General features: G+C 35.3%; 19 protein-coding genes. 11 read left to right on the plus strand and 8 right to left on the minus strand.

The genetic code is table 11. From position 1 onward, the window contains the following. Window positions 1-56: 56 nt before the first annotated feature. The 4 genes from IEX65_RS10580 to IEX65_RS10595 form a co-directional block, all read right to left on the minus strand. Window positions 57-383: a T9SS type A sorting domain-containing protein gene (locus tag IEX65_RS10580; protein WP_188766031.1), complete on the minus strand. Its 327-nt coding sequence runs from the start codon at window positions 381-383 to the stop codon at window positions 57-59. A gap of 74 nt (window positions 384-457) precedes the next feature. Beyond that, a complete protein-coding gene (locus IEX65_RS10585; RefSeq protein WP_229250627.1) occupies window positions 458-1,597 on the minus strand; it encodes a flavin-containing monooxygenase in 1,140 nt (379 codons plus the stop codon). A gap of 1 nt (window position 1,598) precedes the next feature. Beyond that, a complete protein-coding gene (locus IEX65_RS10590) occupies window positions 1,599-2,117 on the minus strand; it encodes an aminotransferase class IV (RefSeq protein ID WP_188766032.1) in 519 nt (172 codons plus the stop codon). Between the two features lie 76 nt (window positions 2,118-2,193). After that, a complete protein-coding gene (locus tag IEX65_RS10595) occupies window positions 2,194-3,210 on the minus strand; it encodes an aminodeoxychorismate synthase component I (RefSeq protein ID WP_188766033.1) in 1,017 nt (338 codons plus the stop codon). A 270-nt stretch (window positions 3,211-3,480) separates the two neighbouring features. Between IEX65_RS10595 and IEX65_RS10600 the strand changes: the two genes are divergently transcribed. After that, on the plus strand, window positions 3,481-6,564 hold the full coding sequence (locus tag IEX65_RS10600; protein ID WP_188766034.1) for an amidohydrolase family protein: 3,084 nt from the start codon (window positions 3,481-3,483) through the stop codon (window positions 6,562-6,564). 304 nt (window positions 6,565-6,868) lie between these two features. Then, entirely contained in the window at window positions 6,869-9,676 is a 2,808-nt protein-coding gene (locus tag IEX65_RS10605; RefSeq protein WP_188766035.1) for a TonB-dependent receptor, read from the plus strand. 71 nt (window positions 9,677-9,747) lie between these two features. Here IEX65_RS10605 and IEX65_RS10610 read toward each other — a convergent pair whose 3' ends face one another. Both IEX65_RS10610 and IEX65_RS10615 read right to left on the minus strand, forming a co-directional pair. Next, on the minus strand, window positions 9,748-10,233 hold the full coding sequence (locus IEX65_RS10610) for a GNAT family N-acetyltransferase (protein ID WP_188766036.1): 486 nt from the start codon (window positions 10,231-10,233) through the stop codon (window positions 9,748-9,750). Window position 10,234: 1 nt separating this feature from the next. Next, window positions 10,235-10,975, minus strand: coding sequence for a class I SAM-dependent DNA methyltransferase (locus tag IEX65_RS10615; protein WP_188766037.1), 741 nt, complete (start codon window positions 10,973-10,975; stop codon window positions 10,235-10,237). Between the two features lie 173 nt (window positions 10,976-11,148). On the opposite strand from IEX65_RS10615, the gene IEX65_RS10620 reads away from it, so the two are divergent. Then, window positions 11,149-12,453 (plus strand): amidohydrolase family protein, encoded by a 1,305-nt coding sequence (locus tag IEX65_RS10620; RefSeq protein WP_188766038.1) that lies wholly within the window; start codon window positions 11,149-11,151, stop codon window positions 12,451-12,453. A gap of 999 nt (window positions 12,454-13,452) precedes the next feature. Here the strand turns inward: IEX65_RS10620 and IEX65_RS10625 are convergent. Then, the gene (locus tag IEX65_RS10625; protein WP_188766039.1) at window positions 13,453-13,653 is read right to left on the minus strand and encodes a hypothetical protein; all 201 of its coding nucleotides are present in this window, start codon (window positions 13,651-13,653) and stop codon (window positions 13,453-13,455) included. Window positions 13,654-13,660: 7 nt separating this feature from the next. On the opposite strand from IEX65_RS10625, the gene IEX65_RS10630 reads away from it, so the two are divergent. From IEX65_RS10630 to IEX65_RS10650, 5 genes are all read left to right on the plus strand, one after another. Next, window positions 13,661-13,909: a hypothetical protein gene (locus IEX65_RS10630; RefSeq protein WP_188766040.1), complete on the plus strand. Its 249-nt coding sequence runs from the start codon at window positions 13,661-13,663 to the stop codon at window positions 13,907-13,909. A gap of 43 nt (window positions 13,910-13,952) precedes the next feature. Next, complete coding sequence (locus tag IEX65_RS10635) at window positions 13,953-14,246, plus strand: hypothetical protein (protein WP_188766041.1); 294 nt, start codon at window positions 13,953-13,955, stop codon at window positions 14,244-14,246. Between the two features lie 240 nt (window positions 14,247-14,486). Beyond that, window positions 14,487-16,679: a peptidase domain-containing ABC transporter gene (locus tag IEX65_RS10640; protein ID WP_188766042.1), complete on the plus strand. Its 2,193-nt coding sequence runs from the start codon at window positions 14,487-14,489 to the stop codon at window positions 16,677-16,679. A gap of 9 nt (window positions 16,680-16,688) precedes the next feature. Continuing rightward, entirely contained in the window at window positions 16,689-17,987 is a 1,299-nt protein-coding gene (locus IEX65_RS10645; protein WP_188766043.1) for a TolC family protein, read from the plus strand. Between the two features lie 7 nt (window positions 17,988-17,994). Next, complete coding sequence (locus IEX65_RS10650) at window positions 17,995-19,371, plus strand: beta-barrel domain-containing protein (RefSeq protein ID WP_188766044.1); 1,377 nt, start codon at window positions 17,995-17,997, stop codon at window positions 19,369-19,371. Here IEX65_RS10650 and IEX65_RS10655 read toward each other — a convergent pair whose 3' ends face one another. Beyond that, window positions 19,372-19,698 (minus strand): DMT family protein, encoded by a 327-nt coding sequence (locus tag IEX65_RS10655; protein ID WP_188766045.1) that lies wholly within the window; start codon window positions 19,696-19,698, stop codon window positions 19,372-19,374. A gap of 158 nt (window positions 19,699-19,856) precedes the next feature. Here IEX65_RS10655 and IEX65_RS10660 point away from each other — a divergent pair, with 158 nt between their 5' ends. The 3 genes from IEX65_RS10660 (at window position 19,857) to IEX65_RS10670 (ending at window position 23,020) form a co-directional block, all read left to right on the plus strand. Next, window positions 19,857-21,113 carry a prephenate dehydrogenase gene (locus IEX65_RS10660; protein ID WP_188766046.1) on the plus strand — a complete coding sequence of 419 codons (1,257 nt, stop codon included), beginning with the start codon at window positions 19,857-19,859 and terminating at the stop codon, window positions 21,111-21,113. Window positions 21,114-21,160: 47 nt separating this feature from the next. Then, a complete protein-coding gene (locus tag IEX65_RS10665; protein ID WP_188766047.1) occupies window positions 21,161-21,727 on the plus strand; it encodes a WcaF family extracellular polysaccharide biosynthesis acetyltransferase in 567 nt (188 codons plus the stop codon). A 105-nt stretch (window positions 21,728-21,832) separates the two neighbouring features. Next, complete coding sequence (locus IEX65_RS10670; RefSeq protein WP_188766048.1) at window positions 21,833-23,020, plus strand: glycosyltransferase family 4 protein; 1,188 nt, start codon at window positions 21,833-21,835, stop codon at window positions 23,018-23,020. The last annotated feature ends 74 nt before the right edge of the window (window positions 23,021-23,094 follow it).

The raw sequence follows: 23,094 nt of genomic DNA on the forward strand, positions 1-23,094 counted from the left end.
ACATAAAAAATGCCGAAAATCAAGATTTTCGGCATTTCAACTATTATTAGGGAAGATTACAAGCTTCTACGTTTTACTTTAATCACATCTTGGTAAACGTTTCCATCAGAAACAACTTTCACAAAGTATTTTCCTTTCGGCAATTGACTGATGTTGTATATCTTTTCAAAATTACTTACATTATAATATCTTGTACCATATACCAAATTATCGTGAATGTCTCTGATTTCAACTTCTAACGTTTTTACTTTCTTTTCAGGTACTTTTACTTCAAATCTTTTATTTGAATATTTAATTTCAGGACGGTCTGCATCTTTAGCGAAAATTGGTTGGCTAATTATGGCAGATAGTATCAAGGCAGGTAAAAGATTCTTCAATTGCATAATCGTGTTGGTTTATTAAGATGATATTGTTTTAGTTAAAAACTAAGCCAATATCATGCCAATCGAAGTTGATTTTACTTTTTTATTTTTGGCTCAACATCTACGATTTTTTGAGCAATTTTTGCCGAACTGATGCTAATATCTCTGAGAATACCTGTTAATGGTAAATTAAAACCTAAAAAGTATAATCCCTTATAAGTTTCGGTATCATTCCACATCTCTTTTGGGTAGGCCCTTTCATTAAGTAAAGGTGTAATATTTTTTATTATCTTTTCTAAATGTGCATGATAGCCAGTTGCCAATAATACCACATCAAATTTTAAATGCTGGCCATCTTTAAAAACAACACTATCATGCGTAAATTCCTGAATATCAGGCAAAACAACAATATTTTTTTCTTTGATTTGTTGCAGTGTACCGACATCAATCACTGGCACTTTACCTTGTTTTCGGAGTTGTTCGGAAGGTGCAAGTGGAGAAATCGGAATACCAGTATCTTTCATCGAGCCAGTTGAAAGACGCTTGAAAATCTTAGAGATAAAATCATAAAACGAATTGCCAAATTTTGAAAGAAAAATAGCCATTCCTTGGGTCGAACGTCCCAAAAATTCACGATTAACGATATTGACAGGATTCCGAATTGAGACAAAAGTTTTTGCTCCACTTTCATATAAATCAAGGGCAATTTCGGCACCCGAATTCCCATAACCAACGACCAAAACATTCTTTCCAGCGTAGCATTTACCATTTTTATATTGGTTAGAATGAATGATTTCTCCTTCAAACAAAGCATTATTAATAAAATGTGGAATCTTTGGCACTCGGTTATAGCCAGTCGAAACAATTACATTTTCAGCCAAAAACTCATCTGTTATGGTTTTTATATGCCAAATTCCATCCTTCTTAGCTATATCAAGCACTTCTTGCTTATAAATTGGTTGAATTTTGAAATGCTCAATATACGATTCGAGATACTGAATATACTGGTCTTTCGGCACAAAAGTCGGGTAATCAGCGGGAAATGGCAAGTGTGGCAAAGCCGAGTGAATTTTATCGGTATGCAATCTGAGGCGGTCATAATGATTCCGCCACTCGTTGCCCACGTTTTCTGATTTTTCAAGAAGGATAAACGGAATACCTAATTTGCTTAAACGCCCCGCAATAGATAGCCCCGAAGGCCCAGCACCGATAATTATATTTTTATGTATCGTCATTTTAGCTTTTTATCGTAATAATATTATTGTCCAATTCAAATTCATAACTTAAATCTAAATCTCGCATGGCATTGACTAAGGCAATTCGTTTGAATTTCTTTAGGTCTTTTACAGCAATTTCTTCTTCAAAAAGTAATTGATTATCAATTAGATATTCTCTTTTTGTTCCTAAAAGTAGATAGGTATTTGGTGTAAACCATTTTGTGCCATCAAAAAAGGCTAAATTGGCATAAGTCGCATCGGTAAGCAAGCCATTTTGAGTGACAATTACATCATCAGCTTTTGGATAAAGCTTCAATAAATTCTGAAATCCGCTTCTATCTTCATATTTGAAATCATATTTAAAAGACTGATATTCATCTAATTGTATAAATTTCGGATGCTTAAAATCATATTCAAAAAATTCTACTTTACTAACCTCTTCGTCATAGCTCACACGGCACCGATGCAGCCCCTCGCCTACCCAATCGGGAATTTCGATGATGTTTTCAAAATCAAAATCTCCAATTATTCCAAACAAGTTTTCCAACGTCCATCTTACCCTATTATTATGGTAAAAAAGATTATGTAATTGGCGGTTTTGGCACTTTATTGTTTCAAACAATAGGGACATAAATTTTCTGAATCATTTCTTGATACTCATTTTCAACAATACTATGGGCAGTTATTCCACCACCACTTTTATAAACTAAGCCATTTCCTGTTTTTTCGATAAATCGAATCATCACGCCTGAGTCAAAAGTTTTTCCGCTAAAAATTCCACAAATTCCAGTGTAAAAGCCTCGTTTGTTACACAATTCTCCGAATTGTGAAAAGTAAGTATATTTTTCAGCCTCAGCAATAATCTCCAAAGTTTTATCTTTCGGAGCTCCCGAAATTGAGCCAGCAGGTAAAAGTGAAAAAATAATATCACCTAATTTTTGTTTCCAATCTTCTGTTAATAAGCCACTTACTTGCGAGCTTACCTGTAATAATTCTTTTTTATCGCTGGTCTGGATTTTATCAATATACCTAAATTTCTCGACCCAAACCTTATTAGCCACTTTGCTGATGTCATTTCTAATTAAATCAACAATAGTTGTATGCTCGTAAAATTCTTTCTTATCACTTAAAATTATACTTTCAGCATGAGGAATATTTGCATCAATCGTCCCTTTCATCGGAAACGACGAAATCTTCCCTGATTCATTAATTTGAACAAAAATTTCGGGTGAAAAACATATAAATTCATCGTTAAGAAGCACTTTATAGCGAGCTTCACTTCGCTCAAAAACCTCCTGCAAATCTATATTTAGGTCAATTTTTGTGGCACAAGTTAGATTTGTCAGAAAACTATTACCAAGCAAAATATTGGTTTTAACAAATTCAAATGCTTGTTGATATTCCTCAAATGAAATTGGGAACTTCTGTAATGTAATCTGAGAGTTTTGTGTCTCAGAAATTACATGATTTGAAATTCCATTCATCCAATATTTTACTTTGTCTGGATTTACGTTGTCGAGTGGCCAAATCATTGATTTTTCCCCTTCAAAATCACTTATCATCAAAAAAGGGATTTTATTTGAGGCTAAATCATTAATTTTTTCAATACTTTCTGCTCTATTCAATTTCACCTTATTTACTCTTTGATACACCTTTCATAATCCTGTAACCTAATCTTAAGCTATTTCATTCCAGAAAAACTACAAAAGCAGATTATTATTAATTTTGACAAAAATCAGTCTCACAATACATTCGCTTTTGTCGATTAAAATGCACCTTTAGCAATTGTTTTTAGCTAATTCGGCTATTCTCGCTACAAAAATATTAATAGTTTTGTTTATTGAGTAAAATTTGTCAAATTCGCAATATCATTCATTCATCAAACATCTTAAACCTACTCCATGAGAAAACTTCTTACTTTACTCATTGTTTCGCTCATCTCTGGTTCTGTTTTTTCTCAAGTCACCTTTCAACGAAATGGCGTCTATGACGAAAGACCGTCGCAGTATGCTTTCAAGAATGCCACAATTGTAGTTGATGCCCAGACAGTTCTTGATAATGCCATGATTTATATCAAAAATGGTTTTATTGAGTCAGTTGGAAAAGACCTTCAAGTTCCAGCAGGAACGGTAGTCTATGACCTCAAAGGCAAAAGAATTTATCCTTCGCTAATTGACATTTATTCAGATTACGGAATGCCCGAAATTCAACGTCCAGCAGGCGGTGGTAGAGGTTTTGGAGGAGCTCCGCAACTCGAAACGAACAAAAAAGGAGCTTATGACTGGAATCAAGCCGTAAAACCTGAAGTTGATGCAACAGCCGAATTTAAAGTAAATGCTGCAAAAGCTGAAGAAATGCGTAAGATTGGCTTCGGAAGTGCTGCTGTACATATTGCAGATGGCATTGTTCGTGGAACTTCGGCCTTTGTTTCTTATGCCGACGACAAGGAAAATAACGTACTCTTAAAGGCAAAATCTTCCGCTCATTATTCACTCAATAAAGGTACTTCAACGCAAACTTACCCAGTTTCGTTGATGGGAGCTGTAGCTTTGCTTCGTCAAACATATTATGATGCAGAATGGTATAAAAAAGGTGGAAAAGCACAAGAGAAAAATCTTTCTTTAGATGCTTTTAATGAGATGCAATCGCTTCCACAAATCTACGAAGCAACCGATAAATTGGCTGTTTTGAGAGCGGATAAAATTGGTAAAGAATTTGGTGTTCAATATATCATTAAAGGTGCAGGTGACGAATATCAAAGAATTGATGAAATCAAAGGCTTAGGTAATTCATTAATTATACCCCTCAATTTCCCTTCGGCTTATGATGTTGAAGACCCATTCGATGCTTCGATGGTAAGCCTTACCGAGATGAAACACTGGGAAATGGCCCCTGCTAATGCAAGTATTTTGGCGAAAGCAGGTGTAAATTTTGCTTTTACAACTGCTGGTTTAAGAAATAAGACCGAATTTTGGGCAAACCTTCGTAAAGCAATCGAATATGGTTTGCCAGAAAACAAAGCCCTCGAAGCTCTTACCTCTGCCCCTGCTAAATTATTGAAAGTAGATAATATAGTTGGTAGCTTGAAAAAAGGAATGTTGGCCAACTTTATTATTACATCAGACAATCTTTTCAATAAAGACAATGTAATTTACGAAAACTGGGTGCAAGGCAAGCGTTATATCTTGAGCGATATGAATGTAACCGATATTAGAGGTGTTTATGATTTGAAAATTGATGACAAATCAAATTACAAACTTAATATCACTGGTAAAATCGACAAACCAGATTATCAGTTTATCAGCAATGATACCGTAAAAACTACTCCTAAGGTAAGCCGTATCAGTGATTTATTGACAATCACTACCAAGCTTGATAAGAAAGATGCCAACGAAACTCGTTTGAGTGGGTATTACGATGGCAAAAACATCAAAGGTGATGCTATTTTGGGCGATGGAAAACAAGTTAAATGGGAGGCTACTTTCAAAGAAGCAGCCAAAGCAGAAGTTGCTAAGAAAGATACAGCCAAAGCGAAAGTACCTCAAGTTGGAAAAGTTCTTTATCCATTTACGGCTTATGGTAGCGAACAAAAACCACAACAAGAAACACTCTTAATCAAGAATGCCACTGTTTGGACCAACGAAAAAGAAGGAATTGTAGCAAATACTGACGTTTTATTACAAAACGGTAAAATTGCTCAAGTGGGCAAAAACTTAACTGCTCCAGCAGGAAGCAAAACTGTTGACGGAACTGGTAAGCACTTAACAAATGGTATTTTTGACGAACACTCGCACATTGCCTTGTTCTCAATCAACGAAGTTCAAAGTGTTTCGGCTGAAGTTCGTCAAGAAGATGCAGTAAACTCTGACGACATCAATATCTATCGTCAATTGGCTGGAGGTGTTACTTCATCACAATTATTGCACGGTTCGGCCGACTGTATAGGTGGTCAATCAGCACTTATCAAATTGAAATGGGGCGAAAATCCTAGCAATTTGCTTATCAAAGGAGCAGATGGCTTCATTAAGTTTGCATTGGGTGAAAACGTAAAAAATGGTAATAACCCATCGCCATCTGGCCGTTTCCCTCAAACACGTATGGGAGTTGAGCAAGTATTCACCGATGCTTTCCAACGTGCCAAAGAATACGAAAAAGCATGGAAAGAGTATAATGCACTCGCCAACAAAACAGGTGTTACACCTCCACGTCGTGACATTGAGTTAGATGCTTTGGTAGAAATCCTTAACAAAAAACGTTTTATCACTTGTCACTCTTACGTACAGTCGGAAATCAATATGTTGATGAAAGTTGCTGAATCTTTCAATTTTAATATCAATACTTATACGCACATCTTAGAGGGATATAAAGTAGCGGATAAAATGAAAGAACATGGCGTAAATGCTTCGACATTCTCTGACTGGTGGGCATACAAAATGGAAGTAAAAGAAGCTATCCCTCATAATGCAGCGATTTTGACCAAAGTTGGTGTAACTACTGCTATCAATTCTGATGATGCTGAAATGGCACGTCGCTTAAATCAAGAAGCTGCAAAAACTGTACTTTATGGTGGCATGAGCGAAGAAGAAGCATGGAAAATGGTAACATTAAACCCTGCTAAAATGCTTCATTTAGATAATCGTTTGGGAAGTATCAAAGTTGGTAAAGATGCTGACGTAGTTCTATGGAACAACAATCCTCTTTCAATCTATGCTCGCCCAGAAAAAACAATTATCGACGGAACAGTTTATTTCGACATTGAAAAAGATGAGCAAATACGTGAAAACTTGGCTAAAGAACGTAACAGAATTATGCTAAAAATGCTTGCTGAAAAAGCATCGGGAAATCCGACTCAAAGAGCAATGCCAAGAAGAAATCAACACATACACTGCGATACTATTCTTGAAATGGGTGACACTGAAGAATGTAGCAGATGTGCATCGGGTGGACGTATCTTTGGAGCAAATTTATTTCATGGAACTGAGTAATTATCATCACACTATTTTTAAAGGCCTTGAGAAACTCAAGGCCTTTTTTATTTATAAGTGTAAATATTACAATTATAAATAAAAATAATCATATTTTAAAATCCAGATAGTTACAAATACTTATTTTTAATTTTTTTTAATAATACAACATACTTTATAAAGCAAAATAATCATTTACTACATTTTTATTTGGCTTATTCTAATAAATATAAAATTTTATTCCGAAAATTTGTTTTTTAGAAAACATTGGAAGTAACTTCGCACTTGTTAATCTAAACAAAAACCAAATAAACTTTAATTATTTATGATGAATCGTTTCACCTACTCGGTGTTAGTGAGCTTGCTTTTCCTAAGCACTACACTATTCGCACAAACTCGTACTGTCAACGGAACAGTAAAAGATGCAACAGGCTCTGGCATCCCCGGAGTAACAGTAAAAATCAAAGGAACAACCAAAGGTACCAGCACTGATATGGATGGCAAATACTCAATTGCCGCCGATGCAGATGCTGTTCTTGCATTTTCAGCTATTGGTTATGCTGCTCAAGAAATCAAAGTTGGTAGTCAATCAACAATTGATGTAACATTGAAAAATGATGAAAAAGCATTGAATGAAGTTGTAGTAGTTGGTAGTAGAGCAAGCCAAAGGTCATTGACAGATTCGCCATTGCCAATCGACATTTTATCTTCGGCTGAATTGAAAACAACTGGACAACCATCATTCGATAAAGCATTACAGTATCGTGTACCATCATTCAATACTGTAAATACGCCAGTAAATGATGCCACTACCCTACTTGACCCTTGGGAAATTCGTAATATGGGACCAAGTCGTAGTTTGATTTTGATTAATGGAAAACGTAAAAACTTAAGTTCATTACTTTATGTGCAGTTTTCTCCTGGTCGTGGTGAAACAGGTGTTGATTTATCTGCTATTCCACAACAAGCAATTAAACGTGTTGAGATTCTCCGTGATGGTGCTTCTGCTCAATATGGTTCGGATGCAATTGCAGGTGTAATGAACATCATTTTGAAAGACAAATACGAATACACAACATTGAATGTTAATTCGGGTGTTACATCAAAAGGTGATGGTGGCATGTACAATGTTTCATTAAACAGCGGAAGCAACGTTGGAGGAAAAGGATACATCAATTACACAGTTGATTTCTTACAACAAAATAGTGCGGTTCGCTCGGGTAAAGTTCACCTTCCTACTGAAATTGCTACTTTCGGTGGAGATGCAGCTACTAACGCAATGATAACTCGCTTCCTGACTGATTATCCAACAGCTGGAAATATCAATGGAACTGGCGAAACAACAGCAGGACGTTTCTTGATTAATAGTGGTTTCAAATTATCTGAAAATCAAGAAATCTATGCTAATGCAGCTATGGTTGTGAAAAGAGTTTCGAGTTTTGCTAACTATCGTACTCCATATTGGAGACAAGACCGTGGTTTGTTACATAGCCCAACTGACAACGGTGGTGTAAACTATGTAACTCAAGCAACTTTAGCTTTCCCTAACGAAGACAAGGTTGATTTATACAAAGGCTACATTGGTTATGTACCAACATTTGAAGGTGATTTATTAGACTATAATGCTACTATTGGTGCAAAAGGAGAAACAAATGGCTGGAAACATGATGTAAGCTTAACTACTGGTTACAATTCACAAGCATATACAGTAGATAATACAGTAAACCGTTCATTAGGTAAAAATAGCCCAACACGCTTCAAGCCAGGTGGCTATCAATTCGGTCATTTAGTTGGGAATATTGATATTTCTAAACAAGTGAATGAAAAATTAGGTATTGCGTTTGGTATGGAAGCTCGCAATGAGCAATACACAATTGTAGCTGGTGACGAAGCCTCTTATGACCGTGAAGGTTCTAACTCTTTCCCTGGTATCAACAAAATCAATGCAGGTACGAACAAACGTTTCAACGTTGGTGGATATTTAGATTTGAGCTATGATATTACAAAAGACTTCTTAATTAACGGTACAGTTCGTACAGAAAAATATAGCGACTTTGGTAATGCAAATGTTTGGAAATTATCAACTCGCTATAAATTTGCAGATGATAAAGTTGTATTCCGTGCTTCAGCTTCAACAGGTTTCAGAGCTCCAAGTTTACACCAAATTTATGCCCAATCAGTACAAGCTGCTTTCGTTGGTGGAACAATTCAATCATCAGGATTATTTAATAACCGCTCAGCACAAGCACGTGCGTTAGGTATTCCTTCTTTAAAACCTGAAAAATCACTTAACTATACAGTTGGTCTTGCAATTACACCAAGCAAAAACTTCACAATCACACTTGATTATTTCTCAATTAATGTGAAAGACAGAATTGTATATAGTTCATCAATCACAACATCTGATAAGAATTTAGCAAACCCAGTAACAGATTTAGGTAGAATTTTGAAAGGAACTGCTGTAGGTGCTGGAAATTATGATTTATCAAGTGTTCAGTTCTTTATCAATGGTATCGAGACAAAAACTTCTGGTCTTGACTATGTAGTTTCATACAGAAATGTTGCTTTAGGAAAAGGAAAACTTTCTTTCAACTTAGCAGGAAACTATATGTTGCAAAACAAAATCGTTGGTACTCCATCAGAGCCAGCACCAGTTAAAGCAGCAGGTTCAAGTATCTTAAATACACAAATCAAATCATTGTTGACAGAAAGCCGTCCAAAAACAAAAGTAATCTTTGGTGTTGATTACAGTGTTTCAAAATGGAATATTAATTTAAACAATACACTTTTCGGAAAAACAGCCTTCCAAGACTTGGATAATGGTGGTAGCGACATGGAAAATATCAAAGCTGAATTCAAACCAGCTGTTGTTACTGATTTAAGTGTTGGTTACTCATTCAATAGCAAAGTTTCATTGACTTTGAATGCCAATAACTTATTCAACGTTTTACCTAAATGGGATTTAGTTGCCCTAAACGAAAAAGGTGCTGCTGCTATAGCAAAACCTGAAGATAAGGCACTATTAAGAGGATTCTTAGGATTCAGTGGTCGTTATGACATCCTTGGTTATAATGGTTCACAGTTTAGCCAATTGGGTACAGTTTTCAATGGTAATTTGAGTATTAAATTCTAATCTTGAATATTACCAACAACAAAAAACTCCGAAATCACTTTCGGAGTTTTTTGTTGTTGATACATTAACTATTACAACCATTGATACATCACAAAAGCATCAACCAAACCCAGCTTTTGATGCTGAAAAACTTTTGGTAAACGGCCAATAATTTCAAATCCGCATTTTTGCCAAAGCCTTACTGCAACCTCATTTGTACTAATCACAATATTAAATTGCATTGCCTTGAATCCCAAACGACGTGCTTCTTCTAATGAAAACCTACACATCGTTTCTGCAATCCCCTTACCTCTTTGCTTGGGGTGAACTAAATAGCCTGCATTGGCTACATGAGAACCTAAATCAGGTTGATTTTGCTTGATATAAAATGTACCAACAATTTTATTGTCAATTTCACATACATAAGCATATTTATCATCAGCTGACCAATAGGTAAGCATTTTCTCTCTGGAAGAGTATGGGGCAAAAACCAAAGTATCACCTTCTGCAACAACTAAATGTAATATTTCCCAAACTGCTTCTGCATCTTTTTCCTTATCAAAACTTCTTATATTCATATTACACTTTTTTTGCTATAAAAAAATTATCGTCCCAAGCATACGATTTCTTGGGCAAAAGATTAACTAATTCAAAACCTGTAATTTTTAAAAATAAGCTCAATTCATCTTGCAAAAATGCACGCAGAGTAGAAAAATCTTCACCAATTTTTTCGTATTCGCCATCTTGATTTTTCATAAAATACTCCGATTCCCAATCCCATGTCCAACCAAATTGTAGATTCTTCTTACTTTTACTTATTCTTTTGTATTCATTAGAACTATAGGTTGTCAATAATGTATCAAGTTTTTCATAAGTAAAACCGACAAAAAGTTTGCTTGCATCAATGGCATCAAACATCAAAAGCCCGTCTTGCTTTAGGCCATTGGCAATACAATTAAATGCTTTGATTAAATCATTATTACTCGTCAAATAGCTAATACTTCTACCTGTAATGATGACACAATCTTGCTTTTCTTGCAGCTCAAAATTTCGGGCATCAGCCTGACGAAATTTAGCCAACGGAGCAGTCGTTTTTGCAATTTTCAGCATTTCATCAAACAGGTCAATTCCAAGATATTCGTATCCTGCTTCATGTAATCTTTTGGCTAAGTTTCCAGTCCCACAACCAATTTCAACAACGCTCTTAATCTCGTTTTCTTTTAAATGCTTATCGTAAAACTTAAACTCTTCGTCGTAATCAAACAGGGTTTGATATATTTCATGATAAACATTCGCTAAATTTGTATATAATTTACTCATAATTTCGCTCTAAGAAGCATTTTTAGGTATTCAGAAAGTTTAAAAATAAAACTTTTTTTTGAATAATAAACTTACTTTTTGGTGTGTTTTACGAATATGCAATTAATTGGAATACATATTTGGAATTACCCATATTTTTCACAAAATTTGTTCATCAAACTAAAACCTGCTCAATGAAAAAACATTTATCACTTCTAAGCTTACTATTAATAAAATTTGGCGTTTTTGCCCAAAACCCTGCACCAGCGGCTCCGCAGTCAAAACCAATTGCATTGGTAGGTGGAACAATACACGTAGGCGATGGAAAAATCATTCAGAACGGTACGATTGTTTTCGATAAAGGAGTTATTACTGCCATTGGCGATGCCAACACAAGCTTTGATAAAAATGCGACCGAGGTTATAAGTGTTGCAGGAAAATCTGTTTATCCTGGTATCATTGCTCCTGCTGCTTTGCTTGGTTTAGTTGAAATTGGCTCGGTTCGTTCAACTTTCGACCAAGCCGAAACAGGCCAATTCAACCCGAATATCCGTGCATTGATTGCCCACAATACTGATTCGGAGGTTATCCCGACAGTTCGTGGCAATGGTGTTTTGATTGGACAAACAACTCCCGAAGGTGGAATTATTTCAGGAACATCATCTGTAATGGAATACGACGGCTGGAACTGGGAAGATGCTGCCCTTAAAAAAGATGATGGCGTTTGGTTAAACTATCCTGCCTTGATTGCTCGTCAGTTTAGTCCAGAAGAAGCAAGATTTGTTGTAAAAAAGAATGACAAATATATTGAGCAAAAAAATGAACTTCAAGGCTTTATTGCCGATGCACTTGCTTACAGCGAAATAAGCAATCCAAATCCTAAAAACGCTAAACTCGAAGCGATGAAGGGTTTGTTTGATGGCTCAAAAAAGCTTTATATTCGTACAAACTACGGTAAAGAAATAATTGAAGCCTGCCAAATGGCACAGAAGTTCAAAATCAAAAATATTGTGGTTGTTGGCGGTGAAGAAGCAGATTTGGCACTGGATTTCTTGAAAACTAATAATATCCCAGTGATTGTTTCACCAACTCACCGATTGCCGAATACTTCAGATGAAGACGTTTGGAATCCTTATAAACTTCCAAATCGTTTGATGAAGGCGGGAGTTCTAACTGGTATGTTTTATACTGAAGAATTCTATAAAACTCGTAATTTACCATTCGTAGCAGGAACAAGTGCGGCATTTGGCATGGATAAAGAAGATGCTTTAAAAATGATTACGCTCAATAATGCTAAAATCTTAGGTATCGACAAACAAGTTGGTACACTCGAAGTTGGTAAACTTGCTACGATTGCAGTTTCAGAAGGTGATATTTTGGATATGCGAACTAATAAAGTAAGCTACGCATTTATCAGAGGTAAGAAAATTGACCTTGACGATAAGCAAAAAAGACTCTACAAAAAATACGTTGATAAATACGGAATCGGCGGAAAATAAAAAGATTCACGAGAAGGAAAAGGGATTACTTAGGTAATCCTTTTTTTATACCCTATAATGACAATCCTAAGAATATTCGACGAAACTAAATCCTAAGGGTTATATATATCGAATGGTTAGGTTTCAAGATAGAATATATCAATGTATGGAAATCTTCAACCATTGGGCAGCAAAATTTCATTCTATGAGGAAATAGAAGAATAATTAAATACTAATACTAAGATTGAGAATTGGTTCTGAATTTAGAACGAAAGAAATGCAAAAATAAATATATTGCCAAAAATGATTAAGTGGTATCATTTTTGCAACATAAATATAAACATAATCAGTTTCTACAAGAGTTTTATCCAAACAATTGTAAAAACTTAGCAAAATGGCTTATATATGACCTCTTGCTAATAAATAACAAGTTTCATGCCAAAAACTTAGAAATATTCAGATTTCGTTTTTTTTCATCAAAATCCTATCTAACGTTTCTTAAAGTAAATAGAGCAAACATTATGCCAAAGTACACACAACATTATAATCTATACTATTGAGATAATTACTATTGAGTGAACCATTAAAAAAGTTAAAATGACTAACTTCGTACCCTTCGAAGTCTCGACTAATGAGATGAATCAAATGGTAGGTAGAAATTTCTGCTTAAGTAGGAATTTCTACTTTCCTAAGTTTACAGCTTCCCTGTTCAAACTTCTACAAGTATTTACAGTGCAAATTATGTGCCATGCTTTAGAGCGTGCCAAACTTTTTTGAAAAATATTTTTTTCAAAAATTGGTGTCTATCCGTGTGCTAAAATTTGCTTGTAATTACCTCCAAGCAAGAAAATAATATTATAAATAATTATTGAGTGTATTCTTTTTAAAACAATTAATTAAAAATCTAATGAAAAATTTTGACCAATTTGAGCTTTCTTCAACCGAAATGAACAACATTGATGGTGGTACTTTCTGTTTCGGCTTTAATCTAAGTTTTAATTTTTGTGCTCCAAAACCTACTTACTGTGCACCAAAGCCAACAACCTGTACGCCACCAACAAACCCTTGTACTCCTCCACCTACTTCATGCACGCCTCCTAAAACTTGTACGCCACCGCCAACAAGCTGTTTGCCTTCGGTAGTGAGTGCAACTGGGTACTGACATTTGAATATAAATTGAGTGATATAAAACCGTGAACCTTTTTGAAACCTTATAAACATGATAGATATGAAAACTTTTGACCAATTTGAAATCACTTTAAATGAAATGAACAGTATTGAAGGCGGTACATTCTGCTTTGGTTTTAACTTTAGTTTTAACTTCAATTACTGTATTCCAAAAGTTACAACTTGTATTCCAAAAACTACCAGCTGTACACCAACTTGTCCGCCACCACCAACAACTTGTACACCACCTAAAACTTGTACCCCGCCCCCTACTGGCTGTTTACCATCAGGAGGAACCTCAGGAAATTAGTATAGTAAAATAATCGTGAACCTTTTTAAAAACACTAAAACAAATGAAAAATTTCGACCAATTTGAAATCTCTACAATCAACACAAATAACGTAGAAGGTGGTACTTTTGGATTATTAGGATTATTAGGAACTTGTCTTCCAAAACCAACATGTTCACCAGTTCCAACATGTCCAACGCCAACTCCTCCACCTTGTTATACAGCACCAAAACCAACTTGTCCACCAGTTCCGACTTGTCCGACACCGACAACGAATATTTGCAAACCAACTATTTCGTTTTCATTCTCAATTTCATTTGGTGGTTGCAAACCTGTAACGCCTTGTTTACCATCGTAATTTTTTTTAATAAGTATAGCTATAAAAGCACTTTCGTCTTTTGAAAGTGCTTTTTTTATTAATATACGTAATCTATTACGATAGAAACTGTATTCATAAATATAACTATCCATTCTACTTTATTGGCTTAGTTTTTGTTTCCGATTGTATTATTGCTGAGGTGAGTAATTTGGCCATAATAAACATCTATTATTGGCAACTTTACGTATCTACAATTACTATTAACCAAATTATTACTGAGTGAAAAAAGTTTTCCCACATTACCGTCAACTTGATGCAGTAGATTGCGGCCCTACTTGCCTACGTATGATTTCCAAGTTTTACGGTAAAAATTATAGTTTAGAATTTCTCAGAGACAAAACATTTATTACCCAAACGGGCGTATCCTTAGCAGGTATTAGTGATGGAGCAAAATCAATCGGTTTTCGTACGAAAGCAGTAAAGATACCATTCAAAATACTGCTCGAAGATGCTCCAAAGCCATGTATTGTTTTTTGGCGTCAACGTCACTTTGTAGTTGTCTATGAAGTTACGAAAACTCATGTAATGGTAGCAGACCCTGCTCTTGGCCTCGAAAAATATACACATAAAGATTTCTTAGAAGCATGGCACAATGGGGTTTATCCTGAAGATACTCCCGGCATTGCATTATTGCTTGAACCTACTCAGAAATTCTACGAAAGTGAAGATGACAAACGTGAAGGGCTTTCTCTGAATTATTTTTGGGGATATTTACGTCCATACAAGCGTTTCTTTATACAAATTGGGGTTGGAATGCTGCTTGGAGCTATTCTATCTTTCATCTTTCCGTTCTTGACCCAAGCAGTTGTTGACCGAGGCATTGAGTATCAGGATATGAATTTTATCTATCTGATACTTTTTGGGCAATTAGCTTTATTTTTCGGTCAAATGGTATCAAATTTCATACAAAACTGGATTTTGATGCTCATCAGCAATCGGGTGAATATTTCTTTGATTTCGGATTTTTTGGCCAAACTCATGCGACTACCGATTTCATTTTTTGAAACTCGTAATCAAGGTGATATTCTCCAGCGTATCAATGACCACACAATCATTCAAGATTTTTTGACGAGTTCTTCACTGAGCGTTGTATTTTCAGTTTTCAATATGCTGATATTCAGCGTATTACTCGCAATTTTTAGTTTGCCAATTTTCCTTATATTCATCGTAAGCATGATTCTGTACTTCGCTTGGATTTATGCTTTTCTGAAATATCGTAAACGTATTAATCTTCGCCGATTCGACCGCCTTGCCGATAATCAAAGTGCATTAGTGGAATTAGTAACAGGAATTAATGAAATCAAACTTCAAAATATAGAAGACCAAAAGCGTTGGAGATGGGAAAATATTCAGGCAAGGTTATTTAAGATAGGTATCGAAGACCTCAAACTTAGCCAATATCAAGAAACTGGGGCATTTTTTATAACGCATTTAAAAGATATTTTGATAACATTTTTGGCCGCTAAAGGCGTTGTTGAGGGCGATATAACTTTCGGTACGATGCTTTCAATACAAGGAATTGTTGGGCAGGCCAATGCTCCACTCGGCACTCTTTTAAACTTTGTTCATTCTGCCCAAGATGCTCGAATTAGCCTTGACCGCTTAAATGAAATTCATAAAAAAGAAGACGAAAATCCAGATGATGTTCCTCGAACAGCTCAATTCTCTTATTACCGAGACATCATTTTTCAAAATCTCAGCTTTAGTTACGGAGGCCCATCTTCGCCACAAATTTTAAAAAATATCAACTTAGTTCTATCAGAAGGAAAAGTTACGGCACTCGTGGGCAGTAGTGGTAGTGGAAAGACAACTCTGATGAAGCTATTACTGAAATTTTATGACCCAACAGGTGGAAATATTTTTATTGGTAATAGAAAACTGCAAGATTATCATACAGGTTGGTGGCGAAAACAATGTGGTGTAGTGATGCAAGATGGTTTTATTTTTTCGGATACGATTGAGAAAAACATTGTCGGCAGCGATGAGATAACAGACCCCGACCGCCTTAATTACGCAGTTTATGCTTCCAATATTTTTGATATTATCGAATCTTCACCGCTTGGTTTAGCCACGAAAATTGGTGGTGAAGGTAAAGGACTTAGTATCGGTCAGAAACAACGAATTTTGATTGCTCGCTCAATTTACAAAAATCCGCCTTTCTTGTTTTTTGATGAAGCGACCAGTGCCTTAGATGCCAATAATGAGAAATTTATCATGGAAAATCTCAATCAGTTTTACGCAGGGCGAACTGTTTTGGTTATTGCCCATCGACTAAGCACTGTCCGTAATGCTGATAATATTGTGGTATTGCATCAAGGCGAAATCGTTGAGGAAGGGAAACACCAAGATTTAGTAGAACGACGAGGATTTTATTATGAATTAGTTAAGAATCAATTAGAATTGGGCAATTAATCAGACTGTATGAATAAATTTTTAATCATATTTTTACTCATTTCAAGTAAGCTTTTAGCACAGTCGCAGCTTTCGCTTGAAGATGCTATTAAGATTGGCTTGCAAAATAATTACAAGGTCCAAATCTCAAAACAACAACTCGAAATTGCCCAACTCAACCAACAGGTGGGAGTAACAGAGCGATTTCCGTCTGTAAGTTTTGATGTTGGGCAAAATAACCTATACAGTAATAATAACTCGCCTATCAACTTCGTGAAGGGTGTTTTTGGTGATAATAGCTTAAATGCTGATTTTAATACCAATTACACTATCTATAATGGGAATCAACGAAATATCAAAAAAACTCAACTCAATTATTTAAGTAAAGAAAACGAGCAGCTGCTACGAAATACGAGAGCCAGCGTTATCAAAGACGTGATTGAGTCTTATTACAAAACAATTATTGAAAGAGAAAAAAGTCTGGTTTTGAAAGAAACAAAAAGTTTATCGAAACTCAGACTCAACGATACCAAACTTCAACTTAATCTTGGGAAAGCCAGTAATTTTGAGGTTTTGAGGGCGGAAAATTCATTTTTAATCGACTCATCTTCTTACCTACAACAAGAAAATTCATATCAAGCTGCACTCAATAAACTCAATATGGTGCTGGGTTCTGATAAATCAAAAAACTATCAATTAACTGATAAGTTAGATGTAGCAAAAGATGAATTCAATTTTGAAGCTCTTAAAAGCAAAATGTTGAGCCAAAACAACGAAATTTTAGCCAAACAAGTCGAAACCAATTTGAATAGAAGTAAAATAGAGTTAATCAGAAGCCAGCGAAACCCAACCATTGGCCTAAACAGTAGGCTCGGAAAAAGCTACTCGACCACTCGATTTGAAGGAAATGCTCCAATTAAAGGTAATGTTTCTAACTTTACTATTGGTTTGCGGGCTTCAATTCCGATTTATAATGGTGGTGAACTAAAGCGAGGAATCAGTGAGGCTATTATACAAAATAAAATTGGTGAATTGCAACTTGGAGAACTAAAGCAAGAGCTTTCGATTGAATTAACCAATGCCTTTACTGCTTATCAGAATCAGTTGAAGGCAGTAAAACTAAACCAGCAATTAGTAAAAAACTTAGGAAATAGCCTGCAATTAGTCAAAGGTCGTTTAGAAAGTGGCTTTTCAAATGCGTTGGAATATCGAACGATTCAATTAGAGTATGTTCAATCAAACTTTAATTATCTCGAATCAATGTATTCATTAAAAAGTTACGAAATCACCCTCCGCAAACTCATCGGAGAATTAGATAAAAATTATTGATTTAGCAATGCCAAACGAAATTCAACATACTAACCCCTCGCCTGTGCGTGTTTTGAATATGCCACGCCGCAGTGAAGAAGTTGATGAAATATTATCAGAAATGCCAAGCTGGACACTCCGTTGGGGGCTTACTGTCATATTTGGCATTGTAACAACAATTTTAGTTTTAAGTTATTTTGTAAAATATCCTGATGTTATAAAAGGAAAAATAAACATAACGTCAAATAACCCGCCTGTACCGCTTGTGGCTCGTACGAGTGGAAATATTGTGCTTATCGTGGCTGATAAATCGCTTGTCAAGGAAAATGAGGTATTAGGTTATCTAAAAAGTGCTACAAAATATGATGATATTCTACAACTAAAACAAAAGCTTAATTTCATAAAAAATAGTTCAGTAAATACTTTAAATGCTGATTCTCTCAGGCAATTTACTGATGATTTACAGTTGGGTGAACTTCAAGTTCCGTACAATAATTTTCTATTAAAAATCAAAGAAATAGGTTCGCTGGATATTAGAGGACAGAATACAAGTTTACGTAAATCAAGCATTAATCAACAGATTGCTGAATACATTCAGATTTCTGAACGCCTTAAACGTCAGGTCCAGCTTTTAGAGAATGAATACAATTTGCAAAAGAAAAACTTTGACAATCGTTATAAAGCCTTGCATAAAGCAGGGAGTATTTCTACTGAGCAATTAGAACAAAAGCAAGATGAAGTTTTTCAGAAACTCAAAGCAGTAGAGGCAGCAAAATCAAGTTACGACGAAAACCAAAATAGAATAATTACGCTCCAAAGTCAAAAAGTAGAAGTTGATTTCGAGCAAAAAGACCGTCAACTCAATTCAAATAATTTATTGCTTGATGCTTACACAAATCTACTTAACCAACTCAACATCTGGGAGCAAAGATATTTACTCAAAGCAACCATTGCTGGCAAAGTGAATTATTTGAACTTCATCAAACAAAACTCCTACATTAACGAAAACCAAGAAATAGCTAATATTATTCCGCCAACGGGCAATATAAACAATGCACTTTCAAGCTCTTATGTAGGAGAATTATTTTTGGAATCATCGGGTTCGGGCAAAATCGCCGAAGGACAGGATGTAAATATTGTTTTAGATAATTTTAGTAAAAAGGAGTTTGGAATCTTGAAAGGGAAAGTGGCATCCATTGCTGATGTTTCATCGACAATCACTTCAACTACTGGAAGTCAAAGCGTTTATAAAGTCTATGTAAATCTGCCTAATGGATTAACCACAACCTCAAAGAAAAAACTTTCTTTCCGTTATGGAATGCAAGGAAATGCCGAAGTAATTACCAAAGACATCAGTATCTTAGGCAGAATTTTCGACACTATCCGAACTGCATTTGAACAATAATTATTTCTTAAAAACTACCCAAACAGCCAAAAATATTAGTCCAAAACCGACCAAATAATTCCATTTAAGTGGTTCTTTTAGATACAATACAGCAAAAATAACAAATACTACAAGCGTGATTGCTTCTTGAATAGTTTTAAGCTGAAAAGCATTAAATTGACCATACCCAAGCCTATTGGCAGGAACCATAAAGACATACTCAAAGAAGGCAATTCCCCAGCTTATCAGAATAGCTTTCCATATGGGCAGGTCTGGTCTTTTCAAATGTCCATACCAAGCAAAAGTCATAAAAGTGTTGGAAATAATAAGTAATAAGATGGTTCGCATAAAATATTTTTGAGTGAGTGAATGAGTGAATGAGTGAATTTTTGTTATTTTGTAAATACAAATTAAAACAAAAATGACTGAATTTTGAGTTTTTGTAAATTTTTACTCATTCGTTCACTCATCCAAAACGGGCAGCGTTCCGCTTCAAATATTGGTTTATGAAAATAGGTATCATTGGTTTGGGAGATATGGGCAAGATGTTTGCCCGAATATGGGCAAAAGCAGGATTCGATGTGTATGGATGTGACCTTCCACAAAACCGTGAAAAATTAGAACAAGAACTCAGTGACTTTGGGATTAATATCCTTGCCGATGGCATCGCGATTTCTCGCTTATGCGACTTTATTCTTTATTCAGTAGAAGCCGAAAACATTGAAAAAGTTGCAGCTCAATGCGGCCCATCAACCAAATATGGTGCAATAGTAGCTGGACAAACCTCAGTCAAAACGCCTGAAATAGCAGCGTTTGAAAAATTTCTACCCAAAGATGCTCAGATTGTTACTTGCCATGCACTTTATGGGCCAGCCGTAAATCCCGTTGGACAAACATTGGTGCTTGTCAATCACAGGGCAAGCAATGAAGCATTTATACAAGCACAAACCGTACTTAGTGCCATTGGTTCAACTATTCATCAGCTTGAAGATTATCATGCTCATGACCGCATGATGGCTGATATTCAAGCAGTTACACACATCGGCTTTGAGAGCATCGGTACTGCATTTATGCACCGAAAGGTATATCCATGGGAAAACACACTCCATCCGAATGGTCTTGATAATGTTAAATTATTAATGACCTTGCGAATTTACAGCTATAAATTTCACGTTTATTCGGGTTTAGCCCTTCAAAATCCTTATGCTAAACGAGACGTTCGTAGCTATGCTAAAGCTGAAAGCGAACTTTTTGAATTGATGATTGAAGAAAACGAGAAGAAATTTAGAAAAAGGATATACGCAGCAAGAGATAGTGTTTTTAAAGATAAAGGTGGTGATTTGATGCTTGATGACAAAATCATGAGCGAATTTAGTTTAAATCAAGATTTTGAGCATAAACCTAACTCTCATCTAAGCCTTTTGGCAATGGTAGATACATGGCACAAACTCGGTACTAATCCGTACAAAAGTTTGATTTGTCAAACGCCTCCATTTAAGTTACGTGTAGGCATGGCCGAATATCTTTTCATGAACGAAAATCTACTCGAAGAAACCATCAAAGCCGCTCTATTCGACAAGAGTATTAGAGGTGAAGATTTAGCTTTTCACACTGCCGTTCATGAATGGGCAAATATTGTTGAAATGGGCGACAAAGAAAGTTATAGAAAGCATTTTGAAGCAACTAAAGTTTATCTATCCGACCGCCTTGAAGAAGGAAGAACAAAAAGTAGTTTATTGATTGCCAAGCTACAAAACATTTAAAAAACCAGCATAATTTTTGTAACCAACCTAACAAAATACAGTCATAAATGCAGAAAACAGATTTATCGAAATATAATAATGATTGGTATAAACAGTCGAATCTTACAAGAGGCTTTTTAGTATCAGCTCTTTGGTATATCATCAATGCTTTATTTATTAACTCTTATTTATTGATTCCGAGTTCTATAAAAAAGTCATTATTAAAATTTTTTGGAGCTAAGATTGGTAAAAACGTAACGATGAAACCCAATATCAATATCAAATATCCTTGGAATTTGGAAATTGGTGATAATGTTTGGTTGGGGGAAGAATTATGGATTGATAGTTTAGGAAAGGTTAAAATCGGGGATAATTGTTGTTTATCGCAAGGGGCAATGCTCTTATCGGGTAATCATGACTATAAGAAACCTACTTTTGACCTAATAGTGAAAGACATAATTCTTGAAGAAGGTGTATGGATTGGAGCAAAATCAGTAGTATGTGGAGGTACAACCTGTCATTCGCACGCTGTTTTATCGGTTAATTCGGTTGCAACCAAATCTTTGGATGCTTATGGCATTTATCAAGGTAATCCAGCCCAGCTTGTTCGACAAAGAGAAATCACCATTAGATAAATAAATCTGCAAAAAGATTTAAGTTTTTTAGATTTCACATTGAAAAAAGTATTTATTTTGTATAGTCATTACTAACCAAGTAATATAAAATTAAACATAGTTCTGATGTTTCCAACATTTGAATCACTTATCCCTGATAAGCAAATCCAAATCTTAATTTCAGCTGTAATCGCAATGCTCATCAACTTGCGTTCTATTCCTGTAATTATAAACATAAGCGGGCTGCGAGGATTAATGGATAATCCCGTGAAACGTAGTTCGCATAAAACTCCTACTCCAACTTTTGGTGGAGTAGCCATTTTCGCAGGAATCTTAATCGGTTACATGATTTGGAACTTTGGCGATGAAGGAATCTTAATTCACAAAGTATTTGCTGGTACAGTCATATTGTTCTTTTTAGGTGTAAAAGACGACCTATATGCTCTTTCTCCTACAAAGAAAATGATAGTGCAGGTATTGGCATCCGCTATTGTGGTTATAGGTAGTGACCTACGCATTTCTGATTTATTTGGGATTTTTGGCATCAGCCATATTCCTTACATTATCAGTATTTTATTGACAATCTTCATTTTTGTGGCAATGATTAATGCCTTCAACTTAATTGACGGTATTGATGGTTTAGCGGGTGGAATTGCCATGATTGCAAGTACTGGTTTCGGTTTATGGTTTTTGGTTAATCACCATTATTCATTGGCTTGTTTGGCTTTATGCTTGGCAGGTTCGTTGGTGGGTTTCCTCCGATTCAATTTCTCCCAAACTCAGAAGATATTCATGGGCGATACTGGCTCATTAATTATTGGCTATATCATAACGGTATTAGCAGTGAAGTTTATTCACCTAAATGTTATGCACGCTTGGGAAGCTGATATTTCATTTGTAAGTGCCCCTATCATTGCAGTTGTTATATTGATTATTCCAATTTTTGATACAATCAGAGTTTTTTCTATCAGAATTTTACGTGGAAAATCGCCATTTAAGGCTGACAGATTACACATGCACCATTTATTGATAGACAATAACCTATCGCACATGCAAGCGTCGTTTACCCTATACTTTACAACTATCTTTTTTACAGCACTAACTTATTTTGCAAGAAGTTATTTCTCTAATACTGAGCTTTGTTTCTTTATTCTATTCTTGTTGATATGCTATTTTGTTGCAGGAAATTTGTTGGAAGTAAGAAGATTAAAGTTGAAGAAAGAAGAATTGAATATAAATGATAAAGTAGCGACTGCAACAGCTACTACTCCTGCAAAAGAAAAATTAAGATTAAGTGAAGTTAGTACAAACTAAATCTTTTGACATACTACCATAAAAAATCCCAGTTCTGAATTAATCAAAACTGGGATTTTTGTTTGTATAATACC

It is taken from the genome of Emticicia aquatilis (assembly GCF_014644295.1).
Lineage (GTDB): Bacteria > Bacteroidota > Bacteroidia > Cytophagales > Spirosomataceae > Emticicia > Emticicia aquatilis.